Annotated in this window: 20 protein-coding genes; 9 read left to right on the forward strand and 11 right to left on the reverse strand. The window is 64.1% G+C overall.

From position 1 onward, the window contains the following. Positions 1–6: 6 nt before the first annotated feature. Positions 7–675: a maleylacetoacetate isomerase gene (gene maiA, locus KYG_RS07605; protein ID WP_008904278.1), complete on the forward strand. Its 669-nt coding sequence runs from the start codon at positions 7–9 to the stop codon at positions 673–675. Continuing rightward, on the forward strand, positions 675–1,565 hold the full coding sequence (locus tag KYG_RS07610; protein ID WP_008904279.1) for a polyphenol oxidase family protein: 891 nt from the start codon (positions 675–677) through the stop codon (positions 1,563–1,565). The genes maiA and KYG_RS07610 overlap by 1 nt, the downstream gene beginning before the upstream one ends. On the opposite strand, the gene KYG_RS07615 is transcribed toward KYG_RS07610, so the two are convergent. Further along, entirely contained in the window at positions 1,485–1,820 is a 336-nt protein-coding gene (locus KYG_RS07615) for a hypothetical protein (protein ID WP_008904280.1), read from the reverse strand. The genes KYG_RS07610 and KYG_RS07615 overlap by 81 nt on opposite strands. Before the next feature lie 128 nt (positions 1,821–1,948). Between KYG_RS07615 and KYG_RS07620 the strand changes: the two genes are divergently transcribed. The 5 genes from KYG_RS07620 to phbB all read left to right on the forward strand — a co-directional run bounded on the left by KYG_RS07620 (position 1,949) and on the right by phbB (position 8,304). Further along, positions 1,949–3,649 carry an alpha/beta hydrolase gene (locus tag KYG_RS07620; RefSeq protein WP_008904281.1) on the forward strand — a complete coding sequence of 567 codons (1,701 nt, stop codon included), beginning with the start codon at positions 1,949–1,951 and terminating at the stop codon, positions 3,647–3,649. A gap of 92 nt (positions 3,650–3,741) precedes the next feature. Further along, a complete protein-coding gene (locus KYG_RS07625; protein ID WP_008904282.1) occupies positions 3,742–4,920 on the forward strand; it encodes an acetyl-CoA C-acetyltransferase in 1,179 nt (392 codons plus the stop codon). 193 nt (positions 4,921–5,113) lie between these two features. Then, positions 5,114–6,553 (forward strand): methyl-accepting chemotaxis protein, encoded by a 1,440-nt coding sequence (locus KYG_RS25400; RefSeq protein ID WP_050813813.1) that lies wholly within the window; start codon positions 5,114–5,116, stop codon positions 6,551–6,553. 82 nt (positions 6,554–6,635) lie between these two features. Beyond that, positions 6,636–7,418 carry an EAL domain-containing protein gene (locus KYG_RS07635; protein WP_008904284.1) on the forward strand — a complete coding sequence of 261 codons (783 nt, stop codon included), beginning with the start codon at positions 6,636–6,638 and terminating at the stop codon, positions 7,416–7,418. 148 nt (positions 7,419–7,566) lie between these two features. Continuing rightward, complete coding sequence (gene phbB, locus KYG_RS07640) at positions 7,567–8,304, forward strand: acetoacetyl-CoA reductase (RefSeq protein ID WP_008904285.1); 738 nt, start codon at positions 7,567–7,569, stop codon at positions 8,302–8,304. A gap of 397 nt (positions 8,305–8,701) precedes the next feature. On the opposite strand, the gene KYG_RS07650 is transcribed toward phbB, so the two are convergent. From KYG_RS07650 to dapC, 6 genes are all read right to left on the reverse strand, one after another. Continuing rightward, positions 8,702–10,741, reverse strand: coding sequence for an ABC-F family ATP-binding cassette domain-containing protein (locus KYG_RS07650; protein ID WP_008904286.1), 2,040 nt, complete (start codon positions 10,739–10,741; stop codon positions 8,702–8,704). Between the two features lie 113 nt (positions 10,742–10,854). Next, positions 10,855–11,790 carry a 50S ribosomal protein L3 N(5)-glutamine methyltransferase gene (prmB, locus tag KYG_RS07655; RefSeq protein ID WP_008904287.1) on the reverse strand — a complete coding sequence of 312 codons (936 nt, stop codon included), beginning with the start codon at positions 11,788–11,790 and terminating at the stop codon, positions 10,855–10,857. Then, entirely contained in the window at positions 11,787–12,980 is a 1,194-nt protein-coding gene (gene dapE / locus KYG_RS07660) for a succinyl-diaminopimelate desuccinylase (RefSeq protein ID WP_008904288.1), read from the reverse strand. The genes prmB and dapE overlap by 4 nt, the downstream gene beginning before the upstream one ends. A gap of 159 nt (positions 12,981–13,139) precedes the next feature. Next, complete coding sequence (locus KYG_RS07665) at positions 13,140–14,303, reverse strand: PilT/PilU family type 4a pilus ATPase (protein WP_008904289.1); 1,164 nt, start codon at positions 14,301–14,303, stop codon at positions 13,140–13,142. A gap of 91 nt (positions 14,304–14,394) precedes the next feature. Beyond that, complete coding sequence (gene dapD / locus KYG_RS07670; RefSeq protein WP_008904290.1) at positions 14,395–15,228, reverse strand: 2,3,4,5-tetrahydropyridine-2,6-dicarboxylate N-succinyltransferase; 834 nt, start codon at positions 15,226–15,228, stop codon at positions 14,395–14,397. Positions 15,229–15,265: 37 nt separating this feature from the next. After that, positions 15,266–16,471: a succinyldiaminopimelate transaminase gene (dapC, locus tag KYG_RS07675; protein WP_008904291.1), complete on the reverse strand. Its 1,206-nt coding sequence runs from the start codon at positions 16,469–16,471 to the stop codon at positions 15,266–15,268. Positions 16,472–16,642: 171 nt separating this feature from the next. Between dapC and KYG_RS07680 the strand changes: the two genes are divergently transcribed. Beyond that, positions 16,643–18,133 (forward strand): methyl-accepting chemotaxis protein, encoded by a 1,491-nt coding sequence (locus KYG_RS07680; RefSeq protein ID WP_034693678.1) that lies wholly within the window; start codon positions 16,643–16,645, stop codon positions 18,131–18,133. Positions 18,134–18,221: 88 nt separating this feature from the next. On the opposite strand, the gene KYG_RS07685 is transcribed toward KYG_RS07680, so the two are convergent. From KYG_RS07685 to KYG_RS07695, 3 genes are all read right to left on the reverse strand, one after another. Further along, on the reverse strand, positions 18,222–18,878 hold the full coding sequence (locus KYG_RS07685) for an RnfABCDGE type electron transport complex subunit B (RefSeq protein ID WP_008904293.1): 657 nt from the start codon (positions 18,876–18,878) through the stop codon (positions 18,222–18,224). Between the two features lie 17 nt (positions 18,879–18,895). Continuing rightward, positions 18,896–20,515, reverse strand: coding sequence for a polyhydroxyalkanoate depolymerase (locus KYG_RS07690; protein WP_008904294.1), 1,620 nt, complete (start codon positions 20,513–20,515; stop codon positions 18,896–18,898). A gap of 204 nt (positions 20,516–20,719) precedes the next feature. After that, positions 20,720–21,805: a GTP pyrophosphokinase family protein gene (locus KYG_RS07695; protein ID WP_008904295.1), complete on the reverse strand. Its 1,086-nt coding sequence runs from the start codon at positions 21,803–21,805 to the stop codon at positions 20,720–20,722. A gap of 236 nt (positions 21,806–22,041) precedes the next feature. Here KYG_RS07695 and KYG_RS25405 point away from each other — a divergent pair, with 236 nt between their 5' ends. Continuing rightward, entirely contained in the window at positions 22,042–24,834 is a 2,793-nt protein-coding gene (locus KYG_RS25405; protein WP_008904296.1) for an EAL domain-containing protein, read from the forward strand. Between the two features lie 10 nt (positions 24,835–24,844). Here the strand turns inward: KYG_RS25405 and dusA are convergent, their stop codons facing one another. Then, on the reverse strand, positions 24,845–25,873 hold the full coding sequence (dusA, locus tag KYG_RS07705) for a tRNA dihydrouridine(20/20a) synthase DusA (RefSeq protein ID WP_255344419.1): 1,029 nt from the start codon (positions 25,871–25,873) through the stop codon (positions 24,845–24,847). Between the last annotated feature and the right edge of the window lie 235 nt (positions 25,874–26,108).

The raw sequence follows: 26,108 nt of genomic DNA on the forward strand, positions 1-26,108 counted from the left end.
CCCTGCATGCAGCTCTACAACTACTTCCGCTCCTCCGCCTCGTTCCGTGTGCGCATCGCGCTGCAGATCAAGGGCCTGGGGTACGACTACGTGCCGGTGCATCTCGTCAAAGGCGAACACCAGGCCGCTGACTATGCCAGCCGCATTGGGGATGCCCTGGTGCCCACGCTGGTCACGGACGACGGGGCGGCCCTCGCACAGTCGATGGCCATCATCGAATACCTGGACGAAACCCACCCCACGCCTGCGCTGCTGCCGGCCGACGCCCTGGCCCGCGCGCGCGTGCGGGCCCTGGCACAGATGGTGGCGTGCGAGATTCACCCGCTGAACAACCTGCGCGTGCTCAGGTATCTGGTGCGGGAGCTGAAAGTGCCGGAAGACGCCAAGAACGCCTGGTACCACCACTGGGTGCGCAGCGGGCTGGAGGCTTTCGAGCGCCAGCTGGCACTGCTCGCGCAAGAGCGCGCGGCCCAGGGCCTGCCGCCCTCGGTGCTGTGCTGGGGCGACACGCCCACGCTGGCCGACTGCTGCCTGGTGCCGCAAATCTTCAATGCCCAGCGCTTCAACGTGCCCCTGGACGGACTGCCGCTGACCCTGGGTGCGTTCAACGCGTGCATGGCGCTGCCTGCCTTCCAGCAAGCACAGCCCTCGGCCTGCCCCGACAGCGAGGCCTGATGGCCCGGCCTGGGCAGATCGCCTTGCACGACTGGCTGGTGCCCGACTGGCCAGCCCCCACCGGTGTGCACGCTGTGTGCACCACCCGCCATGGGGGCGCAAGCCTGCCCCCGTTCGACAGCCTGAACCTGGGCATCCACGTCGGCGACGACGCGCAGGCCGTGCTGGCCAATCGCGGCATCCTGCAGTCGGCGCTGCAGGCGCACACGCCCGGTGCGCGCGCGGTCTTCCTGAGCCAGGTGCATGGCAATGGCGTGGTCTGCCTGGAGCCTTCCACACCCGACGGTACCGAGGCCGATGCGTGCGTCTCGAGCACCCGGGGAGTGGTCTGCACCATCATGGTGGCCGACTGCCTGCCCGTGTTGCTGGCCCACCGCTCGGGACTTGTTGTAGGCGCCGCGCACGCGGGCTGGCGCGGGCTGGCGGGTGCGCACGGCCGGGGCGTTCTGGAGGCAGTTTTTGAGCGTTTTAGTACTCTGGCGCTTGATGGTAAAGCGCCAACAGCTATCAAATACGAAGCAAAACCCGGTATCCCGGAGTCAAGCCTTGCCACGCCAGTCGCGCAGGACACCCTGGCCTGGCTGGGGCCCTGCATCGGCCCGCAGGCGTTTGAAGTGGGGGCCGAGGTGCGCGCCGCCTTTTGCGACACCGACCCGGCCGCGCAGCACTGCTTTGTGCACCGCGCGGGCGCACCGGGCAAATTCCTGTGCGATCTGCCGGCCCTGGCCCGCCTGCGCCTGCGGGCACTGGGGATCCAGGGTGTATATGGCAACGACAGCACGCCCCCATGGTGCACCGTGGCCAACGCGTCACGGTTCTTTTCGCACCGGCGCGACAGCGTGGCCCTGGGGGGCAGCGGGCGCCTGGCCGCCAGTATCTGGCTCGGCTGAGTCCGGGCCGGCAGCCTGCTGGGCCGCGAGCGCCGCCTGTTCTGCGTCGTGGGCCGCCTGCGCGGCCGCCTCGCGCGCCTTGATCTTGCGTTTGCGGCCGGGCGTACCCAGGATGTACACCAGAATGCCCATGGGCAGCAGCCCGTAAAGCGCAAACGTGACCAGCGCGCCCAGCAGGGTGCCCTGCGGGCTGGTGGCTTCGGCCACGGCCATCATGAGCGTCACGTAAGCCCAGGTAATAACGATGAGGTACATTGGTTTGTCGTGTTCAGTGCAAGCGTGGGAATCCGTTGCCACGCGCGGTGGCGTCGGCAACAATGGACCGGAAAAACCAGCGGGCCGAGCCCCTGCCGCTGCAAGCGATCAACCATCGAGGTAAGAGAATGAATTCTGAATCACCGTGGGCCGAGAGCGCTCAGCAGTTCCAGAAGATTTTCGGGCAAAGCTGGGCGCAGGCCCTGCAATCGTTTCAGAAACTGGACTTGGGCACGCAAGTACCTGCCGCGGCTCCGCTGAAACTCTCACAGAACAAATTGCAGGCCTTGCAGCAGCAATACCTCAAGGATGCCCAGGAGCTTTGGGCGCAGGGCCTGCAGGGCATCCCCGAGGTCAAGGACAAGCGCTTTGCGGGCGAGGGCTGGGCCAGCAACCCTGTGGCTGCGTTTTCTGCCGCCGCTTACCTGCTCAACGCCCGCACCCTGATGGGCCTGGCCGACGCCGTGGAGGCCGACGAAAAGACCAAGGCGCGCATCCGGTTCGGCGTGGAGCAATGGATGGCCGCCATGGCGCCCAGCAACTTTCTCGCCTTCAATGCCGAAGCGCAGAAAAAAGCCATCGAGACCAAGGGCGAGAGCATTGCCAAGGGAATGCAGAACCTGCTGCACGACATCACGCAGGGCCATGTGTCGATGACCGACGAAAGCCTGTTCGAGGTGGGCCGCAACGTGGCCACCACCGAAGGCGCGGTGGTGTACGAGAACGAGCTTTTCCAGTTGCTCGAATACAAGCCGCTCACCGCCAAGGTGTATGAGCGGCCCTTCCTGCTCGTGCCGCCCTGCATCAACAAGTTCTACATCCTGGACCTGCAGCCCGAGAACTCGCTGATCCGTTACGCCGTGGAGCAAGGCCACCGCACCTTTGTGGTGAGCTGGCGCAACCCCGACGACAGCCTGGCCCACAAGACCTGGGACGATTACGTGGAAGACGGCGCCATGGCCGCCATCGACGTGGTGCAGAACATCACCGGCGCCGAGCAGATCAATGCGCTGGGCTTTTGTGTGGGCGGCACCATCCTGTCGAACGCGCTGGCCGTGCTGGCAGCGCGCGGCGACGAGCCCGTGGCCAGTGCCACCTTCCTCACCACGCTGATCGACTTCACCGACACGGGCATTCTGGACGTGTTCATCGATGAGGCCTTCGTCAAGTTCCGCGAGATGCAGATGGGCAATGGCGGCCTGATGAAAGGCCAGGACCTGGCCTCCACCTTCAGCTTCTTGCGCCCCAACGATCTGGTCTGGAACTACGTGGTGGGCAACTACCTCAAGGGCGAGACGCCACCGCCGTTCGACCTGCTCTACTGGAACAGCGACAGCACCAACCTGCCCGGGCCGTTCTACGCATGGTATCTGCGCAATTTCTACCTCGAAAACAACCTGGTCAAGCCCGGCAAGCTCACCGTGTGCGGCGAGAAGATGGACCTGTCCAGCCTGACCATGCCGGTGTATATCTACGGCTCGCGCGAGGACCACATCGTGCCCATCAACGCTGCCTATGCGTCCACGCAGGTGCTGCCGGGCAAGAAGCGATTCGTCATGGGGGCTTCGGGCCACATTGCGGGCGTGATCAACCCGCCCGCCAAGGGCAAACGCAGCCACTGGATCCGTGCGGACGGCAAGCTGCCCGCCACACTCGACCAATGGCTAGGCGGTGCGACAGAACACCCCGGCAGCTGGTGGACGGACTGGTCAGGCTGGCTCAAGAGCCATGCCGGCAAGCAGGTTGCGGCGCCCAAAACCTACGGCAAGGGCACCAAGTTCAAGGCCATCGAACCTGCGCCCGGTCGCTACGTTAAGCAAAAGTCCTGACTTATAAGTCTCCACAAGGGCTGCGAGAATCAGCTCGCATCCCGCCGGGGCGCGAAGCCGCTCCGCACCGAACCACCCCGAAAGGACTTTCCATGGAAGACATCGTCATCGTTTCAGCCACCCGCACCGCGGTGGGCAAATTTGGCGGCGCACTGGCCAAGACCCCCGCGACCGAGCTGGGTGCCATCGTGATCCGCGAAGCCATCGCACGTGCCGGGCTGCAGGCTGACCAGATCGGCGAAGTGATCATGGGCCAGGTGCTGACAGCCGGTGTGGGCCAGAACGCGGCGCGCCAGGCGGCCATGAAAGCCGGTGTGGCCAAGGAAACTCCGGCCCTCACCATCAATGCCGTGTGCGGCTCGGGCCTGAAGGCTGTGATGCTCGCGGCACAGGCCGTGGCCTGGGGCGACAGCGACATCGTGGTGGCCGGCGGCCAGGAAAGCATGAGCCTGGCACCCCACGTGCTGCCGGGCTCGCGCGACGGCCAGCGCATGGGCGACTGGAAGCTGGTGGACACCATGATCGTGGATGGCCTGTGGGACGTGTACAACCAGTACCACATGGGCATTACCGCTGAAAACGTGGCCAAGCAGTACGGCATCACCCGCGACATGCAGGACGCACTGGCGCTGGCCAGCCAGCAAAAGGCTGCCGCTGCACAGGATGCCGGCAGGTTCGTGGATGAAATCGTGGGCGTGAGCCTGGCCCAGAAGAAGGGCGACCCCATCCTCTTCAATACCGACGAATACCTCAACCGCAAGACCAACGCCGAAGCCCTGGCGGGCCTGCGCCCGGCGTTTGACAAGGCTGGCAGCGTGACGGCCGGCAACGCCTCGGGGCTGAACGACGGTGCTGCGGCCGTGGTGGTCATGACCGCAAAAAAAGCGGCGGCCCTGGGCCTCAAGCCCCTGGCCCGTATCGCCGCTTTTGGCACCAGCGGCCTGGACCCTGCCACCATGGGCATGGGCCCCGTGCCTGCCTCGCGCAAGGCCTTGCAGCGTGCTGGCTGGAACGCCGCCGATGTGGACCTTTTCGAGCTGAACGAAGCCTTCGCGGCCCAGGCCTGCGCCGTGAACAAGGAGTTGGCGATTGACCCCGCCAAGGTCAACGTGAATGGTGGCGCCATTGCCATTGGCCATCCCATCGGCGCATCCGGTTGCCGCATTCTCGTCACGCTGCTGCACGAAATGCAGCGCCGCGATGCCAAGAAGGGCCTGGCCGCGCTGTGTATCGGTGGCGGCATGGGCGTCTCGCTGGCGGTGGAACGCTGAGTCAAAGGCCCCCGTACGGGGTTTGCCTGGGTGACGCCTGTGCCGCGTTGGTGATCCAGCGGCACCGGTTGCACCGAAGAAGCTGCAGTGACATGCAGCTTTTTTATTGCCCGCTGTCAGAAAAATAAATAGGCAGTCAAAAAATTACCGTATGGTTTATGATTCAGCCATATTGGTAACAAATTGATTCTAAATGTCTATTTTTTCTGCCCACCCAGCGGATTTCTCGGAACCGTCTGGTGGTCCGGACCCTGGCGCCTTGCTGGGTGACCGTGTCATCCTGGCTGCGATTGCACTGAGTTCGCTCGCAGCCATCGCGCTGGGCGTGCAGTTTGTGGAATCGATGCTGGCGCTGACCTCAGTGCTGGTGCTGGGGGCGATCGCTGCTGTGGCGTATGCGGTGGCTCGTGGCACGCTGGCGTCGCGTCTGGTGTTGTCGTTTGTGCAGGTCAGCCTGGTGGCCCTGCATATCCAGCTGGCCCGGGGGATGCTGGAGTTCCATTTCGGTGTGTTCGTGACGCTGGCGCTGTTGCTGGTGTACCTGGATTGGCGCCCCATCGTCTGGGCGGCAGGGTTGTTTGCTGTGCACCACGTGGTGTTTGATCGTCTTCAGGCGGCCGGGTTTGGCCTGTATTGCGTCACTTCCCCCAACCTGGCACAGGTCATGTTGCACGCACTGTATGTGGTGATCCAGACGGTGCTGGAGGTTGTCCTGGCCGTGAAGATGGGCCGCACGGTGCAGGAATCCACTGAGCTGCGACGCCTGACCTCTTCGCTGGCGCAGGGCGATCGCATCCGCCTGGATATGTCGCACTTGGTAGTCCGCACACCCGGCGGGCGAGCCCTCAAAGAGGCCCTGGAGCGCATGCACCAGACGGTTGTCACCGTACAGCAGGCCGCAGCCGGTATGGCCGTGGCGTGCGAAGAAATCGCAAGCGGAGCGCAAGACCTGTCTGTACGCACCGAACATGCAGCCGGCAGTTTGCAAGCCACCTCTGCCAGCATGGAACAGTTGACAGGCACCGTGGGCCAGACAGCCGCTGCGTCCGCTGAGGCCAATACCCTGGCGGTGTCGGCGGCAGGTGTAGCCCGGCGCGGTGGGGATGTGGTGGGCGAGGTGGTGCGTACCATGCGCGATATCAACGAAGGCTCAGCCCGCATTGCCGACATCACGGGCGTGATTGATTCCATTGCGTTTCAGACCAACATCCTTGCCCTCAATGCGGCTGTGGAGGCTGCGCGTGCTGGCGAGCAGGGGCGCGGATTTGCGGTGGTGGCCACGGAAGTGCGCGGGCTGGCCCAGCGCTCAGCGCAAGCAGCGCGCGAGATCTCGGGCTTGATCAGCGCTTCAGTGCAAAAGGCGTCACAGGGAGGGCAATTGGCTGATGACGCCGGACGGACCATGGCCGAAATTGTGGGATCGGTCGAACGTGTGAGCGCGAGGATGGGTGAAATTCACACCGCAGCCCGAGACCAGTCTTCGGGCATAGCGCAGGTCAACCAGTCCATCGGCCTGCTTGACCAGATGACGCAGCAAAATGCCGCACTTGTTGAGGAGTCGGCTGCAGCTGCCGCAACACTCAAGGGTCAGGCTGACCGGCTGGCCGGGGCGGTGGCGGTCTTTGTGCTGTAGTTGCAGGAGCCGCATCCGGGGATATGGTCTGCGTAGCAATGCGAGGCCGCTGCCTTGTAATGATGCGTTACCATGTTTCTCCATGACAGCGACCATCTTTGCCCAACCCTTCGAACCCGTGGGCTGCCAATCTTGTCGTGACAAGACGCAGCTCCCGTTCGACTTCACGATGGCCTTTCAGCCCATCATGGACCTGGAACTGGATCGTCCATTTGCCTACGAGGCGCTGGTGCGGGGCGTCAATGGCGAATCCGCTGGCACCGTGCTGTCGTGGGTGGATGACGGCAATCGTTACCGGTTTGACCAGGCCTGCCGTGTGAAGGCCATTGAACTGGCTTCCCGTCTGGGGCTGGCCGCGATGCCGGGCTGCCGTCTGAGCATCAACTTCCTGCCGAATGCCGTGTACCGCGCCGAGACCTGCATCCGGGCCACGATGGAGGCCGCCAAGGAGTTCCGGTTTCCGCACGACCGCATCATGTTCGAGGTGACTGAAGGCGAACAGGTCACCAATGGCCCCCATCTGAAATCCATCTTCAACGAGTACCGCCGCCAGGGGCTGATGACTGCCATTGACGATTTTGGCGCGGGCTACGCCGGCCTGAACATGCTGGTGCAGCTCCAGCCCCATGTGCTCAAGATCGACATGGAGCTCATCCGCAATATCGACCAGGACCCGGTGCGCCAGGCCATCGTGTGTGGCATTGCTCTGGTGTGCCAGCGACTGTCGATTGATATCGTCGCCGAGGGCATCGAGACAGCGGCCGAGTCTTCTTACCTGCGCTCGACGGGCATCCGCTATCAGCAGGGTTATCTGTTTGCCAAGCCCGGATGGGAGACCCTGCCGTTGTCGCCCCAACACGGGTGATGTGCACGCGTTTAGCGTCGCCGGGTGTCAGGCTCGTGACACAGCATGTTGCGTCAAAAAGCGCAGGGTTCAGTGTTTACCTTCACGGCAACGCGGCGTTTCTTCGTTAAAGTGGTAGCCGAGCAAGCCACTTACAAGGAGAAATCACATGAGCCAGAAAATTGCGTACGTCACCGGCGGGATGGGTGGCATTGGCACCGCCATTTGCCAACGCCTGCACAAGGAGGGCTTCAAGGTCATTGCCGGATGTGGCCCCACCCGTGACCATGCCAAGTGGCTGGCAGAACAAAAGGCGCTCGGCTACACCTTCTATGCGTCGGTGGGCAACGTGGGCGACTGGGACTCGACCGTGGAGGCGTTCAGCAAGACCAAGGCCGAACACGGCACGATTGACGTGCTGGTGAACAATGCCGGTATCACCCGTGACCGCATGTTCCTCAAGATGTCCCGCGAAGACTGGGATGCTGTGATCGAAACCAACCTGAACAGCATGTTCAACGTCACCAAGCAGGTGGTGGCCGACATGGTGGAAAAAGGCTGGGGCCGCATTGTCAACATCAGCTCGGTGAACGGCGAAAAAGGTCAGGCGGGCCAGACCAACTACTCTGCTGCCAAGGCCGGCATGCACGGCTTTTCGATGGCTCTGGCTCAGGAGCTGGCCACCAAGGGTGTGACGGTCAACACCGTGAGCCCGGGCTACATCGGCACGGACATGGTCAAGGCCATCCGTCCCGACGTGCTGGAAAAAATCGTTGCCACCGTGCCGGTGAAACGCCTGGGTGAACCCAGTGAAATCGCCTCCATCATCGCCTGGCTGGCCTCGGAGGAGGGTGGTTACGCCACCGGGGCGGATTTCTCGGTCAACGGCGGCCTCCACATGGGCTGATGGTCCGCGGATCGGGAAGCGGGTTTTGCAACCTCTTTCCCCGGACGACAAAAAACCCCGCGATGCGGGGTTTTTTGTTGAGAGGATCCGTGATTTGGCGCAAGGGGCTGCTATGGGCAGCCACGCCTTCAGAAGCGGGCGGGAGCGCGCTTGCGGTCGCGTTCGTCTTCGGGCCAAGCGGACAAGATTGCGGTGGTATTCATGCTGGAAAACTCCTGTGATGTACCAACAACGCGGTCCATCAATGGTCCGTTGACAGCGTTTCGCAAAAAAATGCAACCGTAAGTGCCCGGGGTATTCAGGGTGGCAATCGCTATGAATATTGCAGCTAAAAACCATTGCTGCATAAGCGAAAGAGCCCAAAAAATCATGTAATCAATTACATGCGATTACATTTCTAGCTGACCGCTGCTGTCGAAATTTCTTCCAGCGCGGTCGAAATTTCAAGCCAACGTTCTTCCAGTTGCGCCGTCTCTTCGTGGCCCGCCTTCAGGGCGCGGCCGCATTCGGCGATCTCGGCTGGGGGCAGGGTCTGCGTGAGTTTGTGCTCCAGCGCTGCCCGCTCGGTGGCCAGCAAAGCCAGGCGCTTGTCGATCTGTTCCAGCTCTTTCTTGAGCGGCCGTGTTTTTTCGGCCTGCTGCTGCCGCGCCTGGGCGTCCAGCTTGCGCTGTTCACGGCCATCCCGCGGTGCCGGCGGGGTTGATGTCGGCGCAGGGCCGGGCGCGGCGACAGCAGCGGGTGCAGCCGCTGCAACTGCCTTCGCAGAGGCCCCGGCTGTCACCGGGGGCTGGGTTTGCTCTGCCAAACGTGCCTCTTCGCGAAGGCGTTTGGACTCTTCGAGCAGATAGCGCTGGTAGTCGTCCAGATCGCCATCGAACGGGCCCACCACACCCCGGCCCACCATCCAGAAGTCTTCGCAGACCGAGCGCAGCAGCGAGCGGTCGTGGCTGACCAGCATGACGGTGCCGTCGAAGTCGTTGAGCGCCATGGCCAGCGCCTCGCGGGTCGCCAAGTCGAGGTGGTTGGTGGGCTCGTCGAGCAGCAGCAGGTTGGGACGCTGCCACACGATCATGGCTAGCACCAGGCGCGCCTTCTCGCCGCCGCTCATGGTGCCCACGGCCTGTTTGACCATGTCGCCCGTGAAGTTGAACGTGCCCAGATAGCTGCGCAGGTCCTGCTCGCGGCTGGGTTGCTTGGCGTCGGGGCCCAGTTCCTTGGCCAGGCGGATCATGTGCTCCAGCGGGTTCTCGCTGGGGCGCAGCACGTCGAGTTCCTGCTGGGCAAAGTAGCCGATGTTCAGGCCCTTGCCTTCGGTCACGCTGCCGCCCAGGGGCTTCATGGTGCGGGCAATGGTTTTGACCAGCGTGGACTTGCCCTGGCCGTTGGCACCCAGAATGCCGATGCGCTGGCCCGCCAGCACCGAGCGATTGACGCCGGTGAGGATGGTGGTGGGCGTACCCTCGTCGTCCACATAGCCGAACGAGGCATCGCTGATGGCCAGCATCGGGTTGGGCAGGTTGGCGGGTTCCTTGAACTCGAAGGTGAAGTCCGCCTCGGCCAGCACGGGGCCAATCTTTTCCATGCGTTCGAGCTGCTTGACGCGGCTTTGCGCCTGCTTGGCCTTGCTGGCCTTGGCCTTGAAGCGGTCAATGAACTTTTGCAGATGGGCCATCTTCTCCTGCTGTTTGGAGAAGCTGGCCTGTTGCAGTTCAAGCTGCTGGGCACGCAGTTCTTCGAACTTGCTGTAGTTGCCGCCGTAGCGGTTCAATTCGCCTTGCTGGATTTGCAGGGTGACGTTGGTGATGGCGTCCAGAAACTCGCGGTCATGGCTGATCACGATCATGGTGCCCGCGTAGCGCTTGAGCCAGGCTTCGAGCCAGACCAGGGCGTCCAGGTCCAAGTGGTTGGTGGGCTCGTCCAGCAGCAGCAAATCGCTGGGGCACATCAGCGCGCGCGCCAGTTGCAGGCGCATGCGCCAGCCGCCCGAGAAGCTGTTGACGGGCTGGTCGAGCTCGCTCACGCGAAAGCCCAGGCCCAGAATGAGTGCCTGCGCGCGTGCCACGGCGTCGTGTGCGCCAGCGTCGTGCAGGTCCGAATAAGCATGGGCGATGGCCATGCCGTCGTCGCTGGCCTCGGCGTCCACCAGCTGTTGCTGCACTTCGGCCAGGCGGGTGTCGCCCTCCAGCACGAAATCAGTGGCCGACTGGTCGGTCTCGGGCATGTTCTGCGCGACTTCCGCCATGCGCCAGCTGGTGGGGATGTAAAAGTCTCCCCCGTCTTCGTGCAGCTTGCCGCTGAGCAAGGCAAACAGGCTCGACTTGCCCGCGCCATTGCGCCCCACCAGGCCGACGCTTTCGCCGGGGTTGATGGTGGTGGACACGCTGTCGAGCACGACTTTGGCGCCGCGTCGCAGGGTAACGTTCTTGAGGGTGATCATCCGGAACTCAGAAAAAAGCGCACCCGCACTGGGCGGGTGGCGTGAGAAAAAGCAGGGGCCAGGGCTGCCGCAATCCGTGCCACGGATGCAGCAACGCAGTGGCGCGCAACCCTCTATTGTGCCGTGAGCCGGGTTTGGGCGGCCAGCGCCTGCCGGGTCACCAGCAAAACCTGGTCTTCCCCCGCGCTGGTATACAGCCAGAAAACCGGCAGTTGGGGGAAGGCAGCTTCAAAGTGTGCGCGCTCGTTGCCGATCTCCAGAATGATCACGGCGTCCTCGCTCATGCAGGCCGGCGCAGCGGCAAACAGCTGGCGCACAAAGTCCATGCCATCGTTGCCTCCGGCCAGGGCCAGTTCGGGTTCGGCACGGTACTCTGCGGGCAAAACGGCCATGCTGGCCGCGTTCACATAGGGCGGATTGCACAGGATCAGGTCCCAGGGGCCGGGCAGGGCACTCAGCCCGTCAGAGATCTGGAGCTCGATGCGGTCTTGCAGGCCGTGTCTGTCCACGTTGATGCGGGCCACGGCCAGGGCGTCGGGCGAGATGTCGGCGCCGGTCACTTGCACTTCGGGCCAGGCCATGGCGGCCAGCACGGCCAGGCTGCCGTTGCCGGTGCACAGGTCCAGCACCCGGTGGGTGTGGTCGCTCAGGTACTCGTCGGCCCCGCCATCCACCAGCAGCTCGGCAATGAAGCTGCGCGGCACGATGGCGCGTTCATCCACGTAGAACGGCACGCCCTGGAGCCAGGCCTCCTGGGTGAGGTAGGCGGCAGGTTTGCGGGTGCGGATGCGCTCTTCAAAAAGTGTAGCTACTCGCGCTTGATCGGCGGGCGTTACAGGCTGTTTTTGTATGGAATTTGGAGCATCTGACAGATCGCTGTCCAGCGGTAGCCCCAGGCGCCAGAGCACCAGCCAGGCGGCTTCGTCGTGGGCATTGGTGGTGCCATGGCCGAACGACACACCGGCCGCCGCAAGGCACTGCGCACCCGATTCGACCAGGGCACCCACGGTATCGCCCGCGAGCGTGGGTGGGTGTTGCGGTGCGTTCATGCCGGTACCCCGCGTGCCGCCAGAGCCTGTGCATGCAGGTTTTCCAGAGTGCGGCGGTAAATGTTCTTGAGGGGTTCGATGTCGGCCACGACGATGTGCTCGTCGATCTTGTGGATGCTGGCGTTGGGGGGGCCGAGTTCTATGACCTGGGGGCACACCTGGGCGATGAAACGGCCGTCGCTCGTGCCGCCCGTGGTGGAGAGTTCGGTGGTCAGCCCGGTCTCTGCAGTGATGGCCTGCTGCACGGCGCCCACCAGTTCGCCGGGGGTTGTCAGAAACGGTTGGCCGCCCAGCGTCCAGCGCAGGTCGTATTCCAGGCCATGGCGGTCCAGCACGGCATGCACACGCTGCTGCAGGCGTTCGGCCGTGGATTCCGTCGAGAAGCGGAAGTTGAAGTCGATCACGACCTCGCCCGGAATCACATTGGTGGCACCCGTGCCGCCGTGCACGTTGCTGATTTGCCAGCTGGTGGGTGGGAAAAACGCATTGCCCTGGTCCCACACGGTGGCAGCCAATTCGGCGAGGGCTGGCAGGGCCTGGTGAATGGGGTTGCGGGCCAGTTGCGGATAGGCAATGTGCCCCTGGATGCCGCGCACGGTGAGCTTGCCGCTCAGGGTGCCGCGCCGCCCGTTCTTGATCATGTCGCCGGTTTTCTCCACCGACGTGGGCTCACCGACGATGCAGTAGTCCAGCCTTTCGCCGCGGGCCTTGAGTTGCTCGACCACGACCTTGATGCCATCCACCGAGGGGCCTTCCTCGTCGCTGGTCAGCAGAAACGCCAGCTCCATCTGTGGATCGGGCGTGGCCGCCAGGAACTCCTCCACCGCCACCACGAAAGCGGCGATGGAGGTTTTCATGTCGCTGGCGCCACGGCCATAAAGCTTGCCGTCCTTGTGGGTGGGTACAAACGGGTCGCTGCTCCATTGGTTCAACGGGCCCGTAGGCACAACATCGGTGTGGCCTGCGAATACTATGGTTTTGATAGCTGCTTGCGCTTTACCAGCAAGCGATGCAGGCCTTTTTGCCCATAAATTGCTCACCCGGAAATCCGCAGGCCCGCTGTCCAGGCGTTCGCACACAAACCCGAGTGGAGCCAGCCGCGCGGCCAGCAGATCCAGACAGCCTGCATCTTCGGGGGTGATGGAAGGCAGGGAGATGAGCTGTTCAGCCAGGTGCAGGGTGCGGGACATGGGGATTCGGGGGAATGGGGGGTGAGCAATCAGCTGTGATCATCGGGTGATGCGTCTGCACCAGCGCGGCCTTAGCGAAAGACGCCTGGCAAGGGCCGCCCCGCAGCGTGGGCGTCGCACCCAGGGGGGCGGCGCCGCAGGAGGCGGCTCAGGGGCATTTCAAGCCGCGGGTTTCACATCCAGCACGATTTCGGTAAATGAAGGCGCGTCATCTGGGGTGTCGCGCGCTTCCTTCTGGGCCTTGGCTGCGTTGGCGGCCAGGGAGAAGTCGTTCTGCAGGCGCCACATCAGGTTGGTGGGCGAGTCGGCGTAAGCCATGCCTTCCTTGCGGTCGATCCTGGAGTCCATGATCAGCTTGGCCAGCGCTTCCTCAAAGGTCTGCGAACCTTCGGCCATGGATTTCTCCATCGCCTCCTTCACGCCGGAGAAGTCGCCTTTTTCGATCAGGTCGGACACCAGCTTGGTGTTGAGCATGACCTCCACCGCCGGGGCTCGGCTGCCGTCCACGGTGCGCACCAGGCGTTGCGAGATGATGGCCTTCATGGCGGATGCCAGGTCGCCCAGCATGGTCGGACGCACTTCGACGGGATAGAACGACAAGATGCGATTGAGCGCGTGGTAGCTGTTGTTGCCGTGCAGCGTGGCCAGGCACAGGTGGCCCGACTGGGCGTAGGCAATGGCAGCCGACATGGTTTCGCGGTCGCGGATTTCGCCGATCAGAATCACGTCTGGCGCTTGGCGCAGCGCGTTTTTCAGGGCGGTTTGCAGCGACTGGGTGTCGCTGCCGATCTCGCGCTGGTTGACGATGGACTTCTTGTTCTTGAACTGGTACTCGACCGGGTCTTCAATGGTGAGGATGTGGCCCGTGAGCGCTTCGTTGCGGGTGTCGATCATCGACGCCAGCGAGGTGCTCTTGCCTGAACCGGTGGCGCCCACCATCAGGATCAGCCCGCGTTTCTCCATGATCAGATCACGCATGACCGGGGGCAGGCCCAGCGAGTCAAATTCGGGAATCTGCTGCGAGATGAAACGGATCACCACCGCATAGCTGCCGCGCTGGCGCATGGCACTGATACGGAAACGCCCCACACCACTGAGCGGCACGCCCATGTTGAGCTCGCCGGTCTCCTCCAGTTCTTCGATGCGGTCCGGGGGGACCACTTCGGAGAGCAGGTTGCGCGGCGCGTCGGGTGGCAGTATCTGGTTGTTGATCGGGATGCATTCGCCGTTGATCTTGATCAGCGCCGGGGCATTGGCCGACAGGTAGACGTCTGATGCCTTCTTTTCGCTCATCAGGCGAAGAATCCGCTCCATCGTGCTCATGGTGTTTCCCTCTTGGTGTCGGTATCTGTCGTCGGTGTCTGTCTGTGTCTCGACGGGCAGGCGCGGCCGCCCGCCCCCTGCCTGCAAACGATCAGTCGCGCAGCAGGTCGTTGATGCTGGTCTTGGAGCGCGTCTGCGCGTCCACCTGCTTGACGATGATGGCAGCGTACATGCTGTAGGGCGCGCCATTGGCGGCTGTCTTGGGCAGGTTGCCGCTGACCACCACCGAGCCCGAGGGTACGCGGCCATAGCTAATCTCGCCCGTGGCGCGGTTGAAGATGGGGGTGCTCTGGCCCAGGTACACGCCCATGCCCAGCACGGAGTTTTCTTCGACGACCACGCCTTCCACCACTTCGGAGCGGGCACCGATGAAGCAGTTGTCTTCAATGATGGTGGGGCCGGCCTGGAGGGGCTCCAGCACGCCGCCGATGCCCACGCCACCAGAGAGGTGCACGTTGGCCCCGATCTGCGCGCATGAGCCCACGGTGGCCCAGGTGTCCACCATGGTGCCTTCGCCCACATAGGCGCCGATGTTCACGTACGACGGCATCAGGATCGCGCCCTTGGCGATGAAACTGCCACGGCGGGCCACGGCGGGGGGGACCACGCGCACGCCGGTGGCCTTCATTTCTTCTTCCGTCAGGTGGGCAAACTTGGTTTGCACCTTGTCGTAAAAGCCCAGGTCACCGGCCTTGACGACTTCGTTGTCCTTGAGGCGGAACGACAGCAGCACGGCCTTCTTGATCCACTGGTGCACGGTCCACTGGCCCACGCCTTCGCGCGTGGCCACGCGCAGCGTGCCGTTGTTCAACTCGGCGATCACGTGCTCGACAGCGTCCAGTATCTCTTTGGGTGCGGCGGCGGGCGAGAGGCTGGCGCGGTTGTCCCAGGCGTTGTCGATGAGGGTTTGCAGTTGTTGGGTCATGTTGTTGTCTGTCAGTCTGTGGATCAGGAATCGGAAATCAGGGCGTACGGGACTGGATGAATTGCACGATGCGCAAGGCAGCCTCCACGCACTCTTCGGTTTCGGCCACCAGGGCCATGCGCACACGCTGGGCGCCGGGGTTGCTGCCCTGGGCCTCGCGCGCCAGGTAGCTGCCAGGGAGCACCGTGACATTGTATTGAGCCAGCAGCGCACGCGCGAACTCGGCGTCGTCCATGGCGAGCTGCTCTGGAACCTTGGCCCAGAGGTAAAAACCGGCATCCGGCAACGCTACATCCATCACGCCCGCCAGCAGCGGCGTGACTTGGGCAAACTTCTTGCGGTACAGCGCGCGGTTTTCCACCACATGCTGCTCATCGTTCCATGCGGCAATGCTGGCGGCCTGCACGATGGGGCTCATGGCGCTGCCGTGGTACGTGCGGTACAGCAGGAAGGCCTTGATCAAGGCCGCGTCCCCGGCGACAAAGCCGCTGCGCATGCCCGGCACGTTGCTGCGCTTGGAGAGGCTGGTGAAGGAGATGAGGTTCTTGTAGTCGCTGCGGCCGAGCTGGTGGGCGGCCTGCAGGCCACCCAGCGGTGGTTCGTCGCGGAAGTAGATTTCGCTGTAGCACTCGTCCGAAGCGATCACGAAACCATGGCGATCGCTCAATTCGAACAGCTTCTCCCATTCGGCCAGCGGCATCACCGCACCCGTGGGGTTGCCGGGCGAACACACAAACAGCAGCTGTGTGCGTTGCCACACCGCGTCGGGCACCGTGTCCCAGTTCACGGCAAAGTTGCGTGCCGGGTCGCTGGGCGCGTAGTAGGGCGCGGCGCCTGACAGCAGCGCCGCGCCTTCGTAGATCTGATAGAACGGATTGGGGCACACCACCAGTGGCTGGCCCCCGGATGCGTCGATGACGGTCTGGGCAAACGCAAAGAGCGCTTCCCGCGACCCATTCACGGGCAGCACCTGCGTTGCCGGGTCCACCGCCACGGCGTAGCGGCGGTGGAGCCAGCCGGTGAAGGCCTCGCGCAGCCGGGGTTCGCCGGCTGTAGCGGGGTAACTTGCCAATCCGCCGAGGTTGTTACAAAGTGCATCCTTGATGAACTGCGGGGTAGGATGGCGGGGCTCGCCCATGCCCAGGCTGACGGGGCTGTACGCCGCCGGCGGGGTAATGCCTGCAAACAGCTGCCGCAGGCGCTCGAACGGGTAAGGCTGGAGTTGGGAAAGCAGGGGATTCATGGGGCGCCATTATGGGTGATGGCCCGCTGCAGAGGGTGGGGCGTGGGGCTGCGCGCATGGGTGGGGATAGAGCGGGACGTTCGCCAGCCATTGGCTGCGGTTTTCTGTCAATCCGCCGTAAGTGCAGTTGCTTACATTTGGTTATTTGGTAAAACGATAAGAGGAGACACGATGTCAGGATTCCTACCGTTGCGTCCGGGATTGTGGTGGATGCGCAGGTTGCATCTGCCCGGAAAGCTGATTTCGCTGGGCCTTGCCATGGTTGCAGCCCTCGCTGCGGCTGTCCTGGGCGCTCCCTGGTGGGGCGTCGCATTGTGTGCGTTGGCAGTGGCTTACGCGCTGCTGGTGCTGCATCTGAGTCTTTCGGCGGATCTGGCCGGGTTGGCGCGCACCATCGTGATGACCCAGGGAGGAGACCTGCGCGCGCAACCGCGCAGCGACCTCGGGCACGACGAGGTGGCCGATATGGCGCGGTCGCTGGACCGCATGGTCATCACGCTTTCCGCGATGGTGGCTGACATCCGCAGCAATGCGGCTTTGGTGGCCCATGCCGGGCAAAGCCTTGCCGAGGGCAACCGCTCCCTGGCCGACCGTACCGAGCAGCAGGCTGCCAATCTGGAGCAGACCGCAGCGAGCGTGGAGCAGCTGTCGTCGGCCGTGGAGAACAACGCGCAGACCGCCCAGGGTGCGGATGCCCGGGCCGCGCAGGTACGTGATGCCGCCGAGGTGGGCGCACAGGCCATGGCCCGTGCGGTGCAGTCGGTGGAGGCTATTCAGCAGGGCGCACGCCGGATGAGTGAAATCATCGGTGTGATCGACAGCATTGCCTTCCAGACCAATATCCTGGCCCTGAATGCCGCCGTCGAGGCTGCCCGGGCGGGCGAGCAAGGCCGCGGGTTTGCCGTGGTGGCTGCCGAAGTGCGTACATTGGCGAAAAGGTCCAGTGATGCGGCGCACGAAATCCGCGAACTGATCGGAGCGTCGGTGAGTCAGGTGGAAACCAGCGCCGGCCTCATCCGCTCGGCCGGCCAGGGGATCACCGACATGGCGGGAGGCATCCGGAGCGTTGCTGCCAGCATGAGCGAGATCTCGGGCTCGAGTGCAGAGCAGAGCACCGGGCTGCGCGAGATCAGCGCCGCCGTGCAGCAGCTGGACCAGATCACCCAGCACAACGCCCAGATGGTGGGGCATGCGGTGCAACAGGCCGAGGCCCTCGAAAGCCGTGCCTCCACACTGTCGCACGCGGTGTCCGCCTTCCGCCTGCAGCAAGGCACGGCCGAGGAGGCCGTGGCATTGGTGGGCCGGGCCGTAGCGCTCTCAAAGAGCACATCGCGCGATCAGTTCCTGAGAAGCATCACGGACAAAAACCAGCCGTACCACGACCGCGACATGTACGTGTTTGTGCTCGACACGGCAGGCACTTACCTGGCGTTCGGCGGCAACCCCGCCAAGGTGGGCACCCGCGTTCAGGATATTCCCGGCATTGCCGGCGACCGGCTGGTGAGCGACATCGTCGCCCAGGCAGACCGTGAGCCGGGCTGGGTGGAATACGACATCACGAACCCCGCGACGGGGGCGGTGCAGACCAAGATGTCGTACGTTCACCGCGTGGGTGACCTCTACGCAGGCTGCGGTGTGTATAAGAAGCTCGCCGCAAAGTAAGCGGGACTCGCTGGGGCTCCCGGGTGGAGCAGCGTTGGCGTTCAGGAACTGATCGGGGCGTGCAGGCAGGCCACGCCGCCTGCTTTTTTTAGCGCGGCCCTTCGGCCCGCCGTTGGCGGGCGCGTTCCAGGGCCGCAGCGATGACGGCCTGCCGGGCAGCGGCGCCGCTGGCGGCCTCCTGCTGTACCCCTTCTGGGGCTGGCAGGTCGTCATCGGATTCCTCCACCAGCGTTAGCGGTACGCGTTCCCGGTGGGCCTGATAGCGCTGGCGGGCCTGCAGCGCCAGGGGGCTGGACCATGCCGTCCACCCCGTGGCCGAGCCGCTGACGTTGTCGAGCTGGATGCAGTCCACGGGGCAGACCGGGATGCACAGCTCGCACCCGGTGCAATAGGGCTCGATGACAGTGTGCATTTGTTTGTTTGAGCCCACGATCGCATCGGTGGGGCAGGCCTTGATGCACAGCGTGCAGCCAATACACCACGCTTCATCGATCCAGGCGACCGCCCTGGGGCCTTCTGTCCCGTGTTCAGCGCTCAGTGGCAGCGGCGCCTGCCCCGTGATCGATGCCAGGCGGGCGATGCCCTCGGCGCCACCCGGTGGGCACAGGTTGATGGGCGCTCCCTCGTCGGCAATCGCGTGGGCGTATGCCGCGCAGTCGGGGTAGCCACACCGCGTGCACTGTGTTTGCGGCAGGGCCGCGTCAATCCGTGCTGCCAGCTCCGAGAGGGCTGCGCGCGCAGCCATGGTCGGGTCGGGGGGGGTCAAGCCTTGCGGGCCGCAGCGCGGCGGCTGGCGGTGGGCGCTGCCGCGGAGGGCGAGCCTTTGGGCGTTGGCGCCGGATCCGCAGCGGCGGGCGCAGCCGAATCGACCGCCCCGTTGCTGGCGGGCACAGGCGTCACCCAGCGTGTGGCTACGCCAGCTGCCGGTTTGGCTGCAAGCTTTGTGTCTGCCTTGGCCGTGTTTTTCGCGACCGGTTTGGCAGCAGGTTTTGCGGCCGGTTTTGCCACCGGCTTTGCGGCCGCCTTGGCGCCCTGCAGGCGCGCGCTGGGGGCCACAGCACGACGGGGCGGGCTGTCATCGGGTGTTTCGGTGACGGGCAGGGCGGCTCTGGATTGCGGCTTGTCGTGTTCGAGGATGAAGCTGCGCACCTGGGGATAGACAACTTCGCGCCAACGGCGGCCACTGAAAATGCCATAGTGGCCCGCGCCCTTGACCTCCAGGTGGCGTTGCTCGCTGTCTGCCAGGCCGCTGCACAGGCCGTGCGCTGCATGGGTCTGGCCGGAGCCAGAGATGTCATCGAGCTCGCCCTCTACCGTGAATACGGCGGTGGTGCTGATGTCCTGGGGCCGCACGCGCTCCAGCTTGCCGTCGGGGGAACGCACGTCCCAGGTTCCGTTCACCAGTTTGTAGTCCTGGAACACGGTCTGGATGGTTTCCAGGTAGTAGTCCGCGTCCATGTCGAGCACGGCGTTGTACTCGTCGTAGAACTTGCGGTGGGCCTCGGCGCTGGCATCGTCGCCCTTGATGAGGTCCTTGAAGTAGTCATAGTGGCTGGTGGCGTGGCGGTCAGGGTTCATGGCCACGAAGCCGGTGTACTGCAGAAAACCGGGATACACCCGCCGCCCGGCACCCGGGAAGTTCTCTGGCACGCGATAGATGACGTTGTTCTCGAACCATTCGTAGCTGCGGTTCGTGGCCAGGTTGTTGACGGCGGTGGGGGAGCGGCGCGCGTCAATGGGGCCGCCCATCATGGTCATGCTCAGGGGCGTGGTCTCGCCCCGGCTGGCCATCAGCGATACGGCCGCCAGCACGGGCACGGTGGGCTGACATACGCTGATGACGTGGCAGTTGCCATAGGTGCCCTGCAGGTGGCGGATGAAGTCCTGCACATAGTTCACATAGTCATCAAGGTGGAACTCGCCTTCGCTCAATGGCACCAGGCGTGCGTTTTTCCAGTCGGTGATGTAGACCTTGTGGTCCTTGAGCATGGTGCGCACGGTGTCGCGCAGCAGGGTGGCGTAGTGGCCCGACAAGGGGGCAACGATCAGCACCACCGGCTGCACCTTGAGCTTGCCCAGGGTTGCGGGGTCGTCCGAAAAGCGCTTGAAGCGGCGCAATTCGCAAAATGGTTTGTCCACTTCGATGCGCTCATGCACTGCCACGCCGACACCATCCACATCCACCGAGTGGATGCCGAAAGCGGGCTTTTCATAGTCCTTGCCGAGCCGGTACAGCAGCTCGTAGCCGGCGGACATGCGCTGTGCGAGCGGCGTCTCGCTGAAAGGGGACAGCGGGTTGCTGAACAGCTTGGCAGCAGCCTGGGCGAAATCGGTGAAGGGCTCCATCAGGGAGCGCTGGGTTTCGTAGATGTGATACAGCATGGGCGAAACTCCGTTATGTTGCAGTGCAATATAGCAGCACTTGGTAACAAGCGCATGGAGTACAACCACCAATGTCAAGTCGCATGGGCGACAGGGTCCATGCGCGAGCCTGAGGGTTTGCCTATCGTTTCATCTTCGAAATTTGCTATAAGTAATATAGCTGTTGGCGCTTGTTGGGTAAGCGCCAGAACCGTTTTTGACCATTTATTGCGATTTGTGTTCGCCCTGTTCCTGCAGCCAGGCCTCAAACGATTCGCGTGCCGAGTTTCTCAGGGCCGGTCGGAAGGCTGACTTGTTACTGAGGTACAGGCAGTGCCGGATCACGGTGTACGGGTTGAAGCTGCCCAGAGGGTTCAGTTCCTCGAAATGCTGCTTGTAGCGCTTGACGACGCCGATGGTTTCGCGCATCAGGCTGTTGAAGCGTGCGCGCGTCATGCCCGGCGACCAGACCTGGATATCGTCCACAAAACCGTCCACCTTGCTGGGCTCGAACTCGAAATCCTTGAAGAAATGCGTGGCGATCTTGAGGAACGTGAAGGCGTTGAGCTCGCTGCTGCCCGAAGTTGCCCGGCTATGGGGGTGGATATCCACCGCTGCATCCGGCAGCGGCTCTGCGGTTTCATCCGGTGCCTGCAGCAGCTCGGCCGCCGTGGCGTCGCGGATCTGGCGGAATTCGCGGTCGGCCAGTTCAAACAGGGCCGAAAGCACGTTGATGCGCCGCTTGAGCTGCCCTGGAATGGACTTCTTGTATTTGATTTTGTGGTCCAGAACGCTCCATGAATCCTGAATGATGGTGCGCACCTGCAGCTCGAACGGCCAATGCGCATAGGCGGCGTGCTGGGGCAGGTCCCGTTCTGCTGCACTGAGCTTGAGGTCCAGGTGCAGGCCCTTGTAGCCAAACGATGCCTCAGTGCTCTCCACGGCGGTCACCTTGTCGGTGACATCGATCACCGCAAAGCGCGCGCGTACGATCTGGGCCACTTTTTCCAGTTCGTCCTCATACAGGCACACCACCCGCACGCCGATCAGGTCGGTGATGTAGCTCTGGATGTCGTAGGGCGTGTTGCTTTCTTCCAGCGCAGGACGGTACTTGCGCACAAACTTGCGGATGCACTCGTCCACATCCTTCACGCGGCCTTCGACCTTTGCCACATCGACGCCCCCCGCCTCGGACACGGCCGCGGCCACCATGGCCGTGATGGCTGTGCAGGCGGCCTCCAGCGATGCAGCGTGCTGCCCATAGAAAGTGCGAAAGTGGGTGGCTTCCAGGTCAAAGTCAAGCGATGCCATGCCGGGGTCTTCTGGTGTGGTGCGGAGGGTGGGTTGCGGGTCAGAGTTCGGCGCCGCTGCAGTCCAGAGCATATACAAGCCAACGGCGGGCGCAAAAATTACCCTTCGCATTCAGACTGCTGGGGTGCGGGCAAGTTCTTCTTCGGGGAAGGGCAGGGTCGTGCTCATAATGGCCCGGTATTTCCACTGCCAGAGTTTGACCTCGCAGCCGCGAGCGCGACAGCACCCAGCAAACGATGACACCCTACTCCCGCGAGGGCGCCGAGCACTCCGGCGCGACAGCCCAAGCTACCGTGCACCCGGCCGCCGTTCCGGATGCCGGGCGCCACCGCTGGCTTGCCCGCGTGCTTCCGCCGCTGATTGCCGTGTTGACCCTGGGGCTGACGTTCCTGTACTGGCAAAGCGAGGAGCGCAACGCGCTCGCCCAGCGCGATCAGAACTTCCAGACGGCGGCCGACCAGATTGCATACAACCTCAAGGACCGGATGACCACCTACCAGGTGGTGCTGCGGGGCGTCAAGGGGTACTTCGAGGGCTCCGAGCGCATTGACCGGGAGGAGTTTCAGGCCTACGTGGAGGCCCTGCAGCTGCGTGAAACCCGGCCGGGCCTGCGAGGCGTGTCGCTCATCCTGCGGCTGCCGGCATCTGCCCTTGCAGCGCACACTGAAGACATGCAGCAGCGCGGCTTTGCGGGCTACACGGTGCGGCCTGCAGGCGAGCGGGCGGTGTATGCCCCCATCACCCACATCGAGCCGCTGGAGGACGACAACCTCAAGACCCTGGGGTTCGACGTGCTGACCATTCCCGTGGCCAAAGAGGCCCTGGACCGCGCGCGCGATACCGGGCAGCTGGCCCTTTCGGGGCCAATCACCCTCATGCAGGACGGCAGTCCGGGGCTGGTCATGTACCTCCCGATGTATGACCCTGCGGCCAACACCCAGACCCTGGAGGGCAGGCGATCGGGCATTGCGGGGTGGGTGTCCGCCCCGTTCAGCATGGCCGATGTGTTGGGCGGCATGTCCGGCGAGTTCGACGCGGACATCGGCCTGCAGATTCTGGACAGCACGCCCGATCGCAGCGCATCCGATACCCCCATCTTCAGCAAAACCGCCCCCAACGCTGCCGGGCTGGAATCAGGAGGGCTGCAGGCAACGCGCGTTCTCGATATCGGCGGGCGCCGCTGGACGCTGCAGATGGCGCCCCTGCCCGCTTTTTCGCTGCGCTACCAGGTAGTGGGCCACCACCCCGTTGCCTTGGCGGGCACCGTATTGAGCCTGGTTCTTGCCTGGTTTGCCTGGCTGCTGGCGACCGGGCGCGAGCGGGCTGTGGCGCTTGCCCGCAGCATGACGGCAGAGCTGCGGGCCACGCGCGACGACCTGGAGAGTACGCTCAACGCCATCCCCGACCTGCTCTTCGAGCTGGACGTGCATGGACGCATTCACCACTGCCGTACGGCACGCATGGACATGCTCACCATGCCCCCCGAGATGTTTCTGGGCCGTTTGATCACCGAGGTGGTGCCCCCGGAAGCGGCAGCGGGTTGCCATGCGGCGCTGGAGGCTGCCCACCACACGGGCTACTCGGCAGGTCACCAGTACCGGCTGGAGGTCGGTGGCGTGGCGCACTGGTTTGAGTTGTCCATTGCCCGCAAGCAAAGCGCCCAGCCGGATGGTGAACCCCGGTTCATTGCGCTCTCGCGCGACATTACCGAACGCAAGCAGGCCGAGGCGCGCACGCACCAGCTGGCGTACTTCGACGCCCTTACCGGGCTGCCCAACCGGCGCATGCTGCTCGACCGCATGGAGCACGCGCTCCAGAGCGCGCTGAAGGCCGCCCATGTGGGTGCGGTGCTGTACATCGACCTCGACAACTTCAAGCAGATCAACGATGCCCGCGGGCATACCTTGGGCGATGCGCTGCTGATGCAGGTGGCGCAGCGCCTGACACGACAGATGCGCCCCGGCGACACGGTGGCACGCCTGGGCGGCGACGAGTTTGTGGTCCTGGTGAACAACGTGGCATCCGATATGGAATCGGCAGGGCGCGCGGCGTTGCTGGTGGCAGAGGAAATCCGCGTGTCGCTGGAGGCTCCGTACACCATTGACACGCACGTGTACAGCACCACGGGCAGTATCGGCATCACGCTGTTTCCCGAGCGGGGCGAAAACGCCGAGGATCTGCTGCGTGAGGCCGACACCGCCATGTACCGCGCCAAGGACCTGGGCCGCAACCGTATCCGCTTTTACGAAGCGGCCATGCAGGCCGACGTGCAGGAGCGGCTGGCCCTGGAGCAGGACCTGAAAAATGCGCACGCCGAAGGCCAGCTGGCGGTGTTCGTGCAAAACCAGGTGGACGCAGCCGCAAACGTGGTGGGCGGCGAATTGCTGATGCGGTGGAACCACCCGGTGCGGGGCAATGTACCGCCCAACCGGTTTATTCCCATCGCCGAGGCCTCGGGGCTCATCCTGCGCATGGGCGACTGGATGATCCAGCAGGCCTGCGAAACCCTGGCCCGCCTGCAGGCCAGCGGGCGCACGCTGTCGCTGTCTGTCAACGTGAGCGAGCGGCAGTTCCGCCAGGACGACTTTGTGGACCGCGTTCGGCACATCCTGGCCCACACCGGCGCCAACCCCGCCCACCTGATCCTGGAGGTGACGGAAAGCCTGCTCATCGAGAATCTGGACGACACCATCGCCCGAATGACCGAGATCGTGAATCTGGGCGTGCGGTTTTCCATTGACGACTTTGGCACGGGCTATTCCAGCCTGGCCTATCTCAAGCGGCTGCCGCTGTACGAGCTCAAGATCGACAAGAGCTTTGTGAACGACACCCCGGACGATCCCAACGACACCGCCATCGTGCAATCCATCCTGTCGGTGGCCCGTCACCTGAAACTGCGGGTGGTGGCTGAGGGGGTCGAGACCCGCGCGCAGGCGGATTTCCTGATCAACAGCCAGTGCGACTGCCTGCAGGGCTATCTCTTCGGTCGGCCAGAGCCGCTGGCCGCGTGGCTGGACCGGCTCAACTAACCGCTGCAGCCTAGGGGCTGGGCCCGGCCTGCAGTTCGGGTACGTCGCGGGCATACGACTGCACCGCCAGCGCATGCACCTCCCGCGCGGGGCGGTCCTTGAGCAGATGGTTGCTCCACACCTGGCGCCAGATGCGGGCGCCGGGCAGGCTGTGGCGCAGGCCCAGCATGTGGCGGGCAATATGGGGCCAGGGCGTGCCGTACTGGGCGGCTTCGCGTTCCATGTATTCGACCATGGCCAGCTCCACCTCTTCGCGGGTCAGGGGGCAGGGGGCGCCGCCGTAGTAGAGCTGGTCCCAGCGGGCCAGCCACCAGGGGTTGTGGTAGGCCTCGCGGCCAATCATCACGCCGTCCAGGTGTGTGAGCTGTTCCTGCACCACTGCATCCGTGGTGATGCCGCCGTTGATCGCAATGGTGAACTGGGGAAACTCGGCCTTCAGGCGGTGCACCACCTCGTAGCGCAGAGGCGGCACGTCGCGGTTCTCCTTGGGCGAGAGACCCTGCAGCCAGGCGTTGCGCGCATGCACGATGAACACGGAGCACCCGGCGTCGGCCACGGTGCCGATGAAGTCGCGCACAAAACCATAGTCCTCCACCTTGTCGATGCCAATGCGGTGCTTGACGGTGACGGGCACATCCACCACGTCCTTCATGGCCTTCACGCAGTCGGCCACCAGCTGGGGCGACTTCATCAGGCTGGCGCCGAACGCGCCGCGCTGCACGCGGTCACTGGGGCAGCCGCAATTGAGGTTGATTTCGCCATAGCCCCACTGCGCGCCCAGGCGCGCGGCTTCGGCCAGCTTGTCGGGCTCATTGCCGCCCAGCTGCAGCGCCACGGGGTGCTCTTCAGCGTTGAAGCGCAGGTGGCGCTCGGTGCCGCCGTGAATGATGGCGCCCGCGTTCACCATCTCGGTGTACAGCAGGGTCTGGCGGGTCAGCAGCCGGTGAAAGTAGCGGCAGTGGCGGTCCGTCCAGTCCATCATCGGCGCAACGGACATGCGCCAGGGGCTGTACGGTTGCTGCGAAAGGGTAGTGTCCAAGGTAAAAATCCGGTTCAGCGAGGTCGCCGCTGCCTGTCTCGGCAACCCGGCCAGCGGGTGAGCGGGCCAGGTGTGCACTCCATCGGGTACGCCGCAGTGGCGTGCGCGGCCCGGGGGCGAAGTTTACCCAGCCGGGCCCGGCCCGCGCTGGCCACGGGGCATCCGGGGGCGCAGGCGGCGCTGCTTTCTGAAATGGTGGCACAGGCCTTGCTCTCCGGGAGGGCAGAACCTGCCA

Origin of the sequence: Acidovorax sp. NO-1 (genome assembly GCF_000238595.1) — a bacterium.
Classification (GTDB): Bacteria; Pseudomonadota; Gammaproteobacteria; order Burkholderiales; family Burkholderiaceae_C; genus Acidovorax.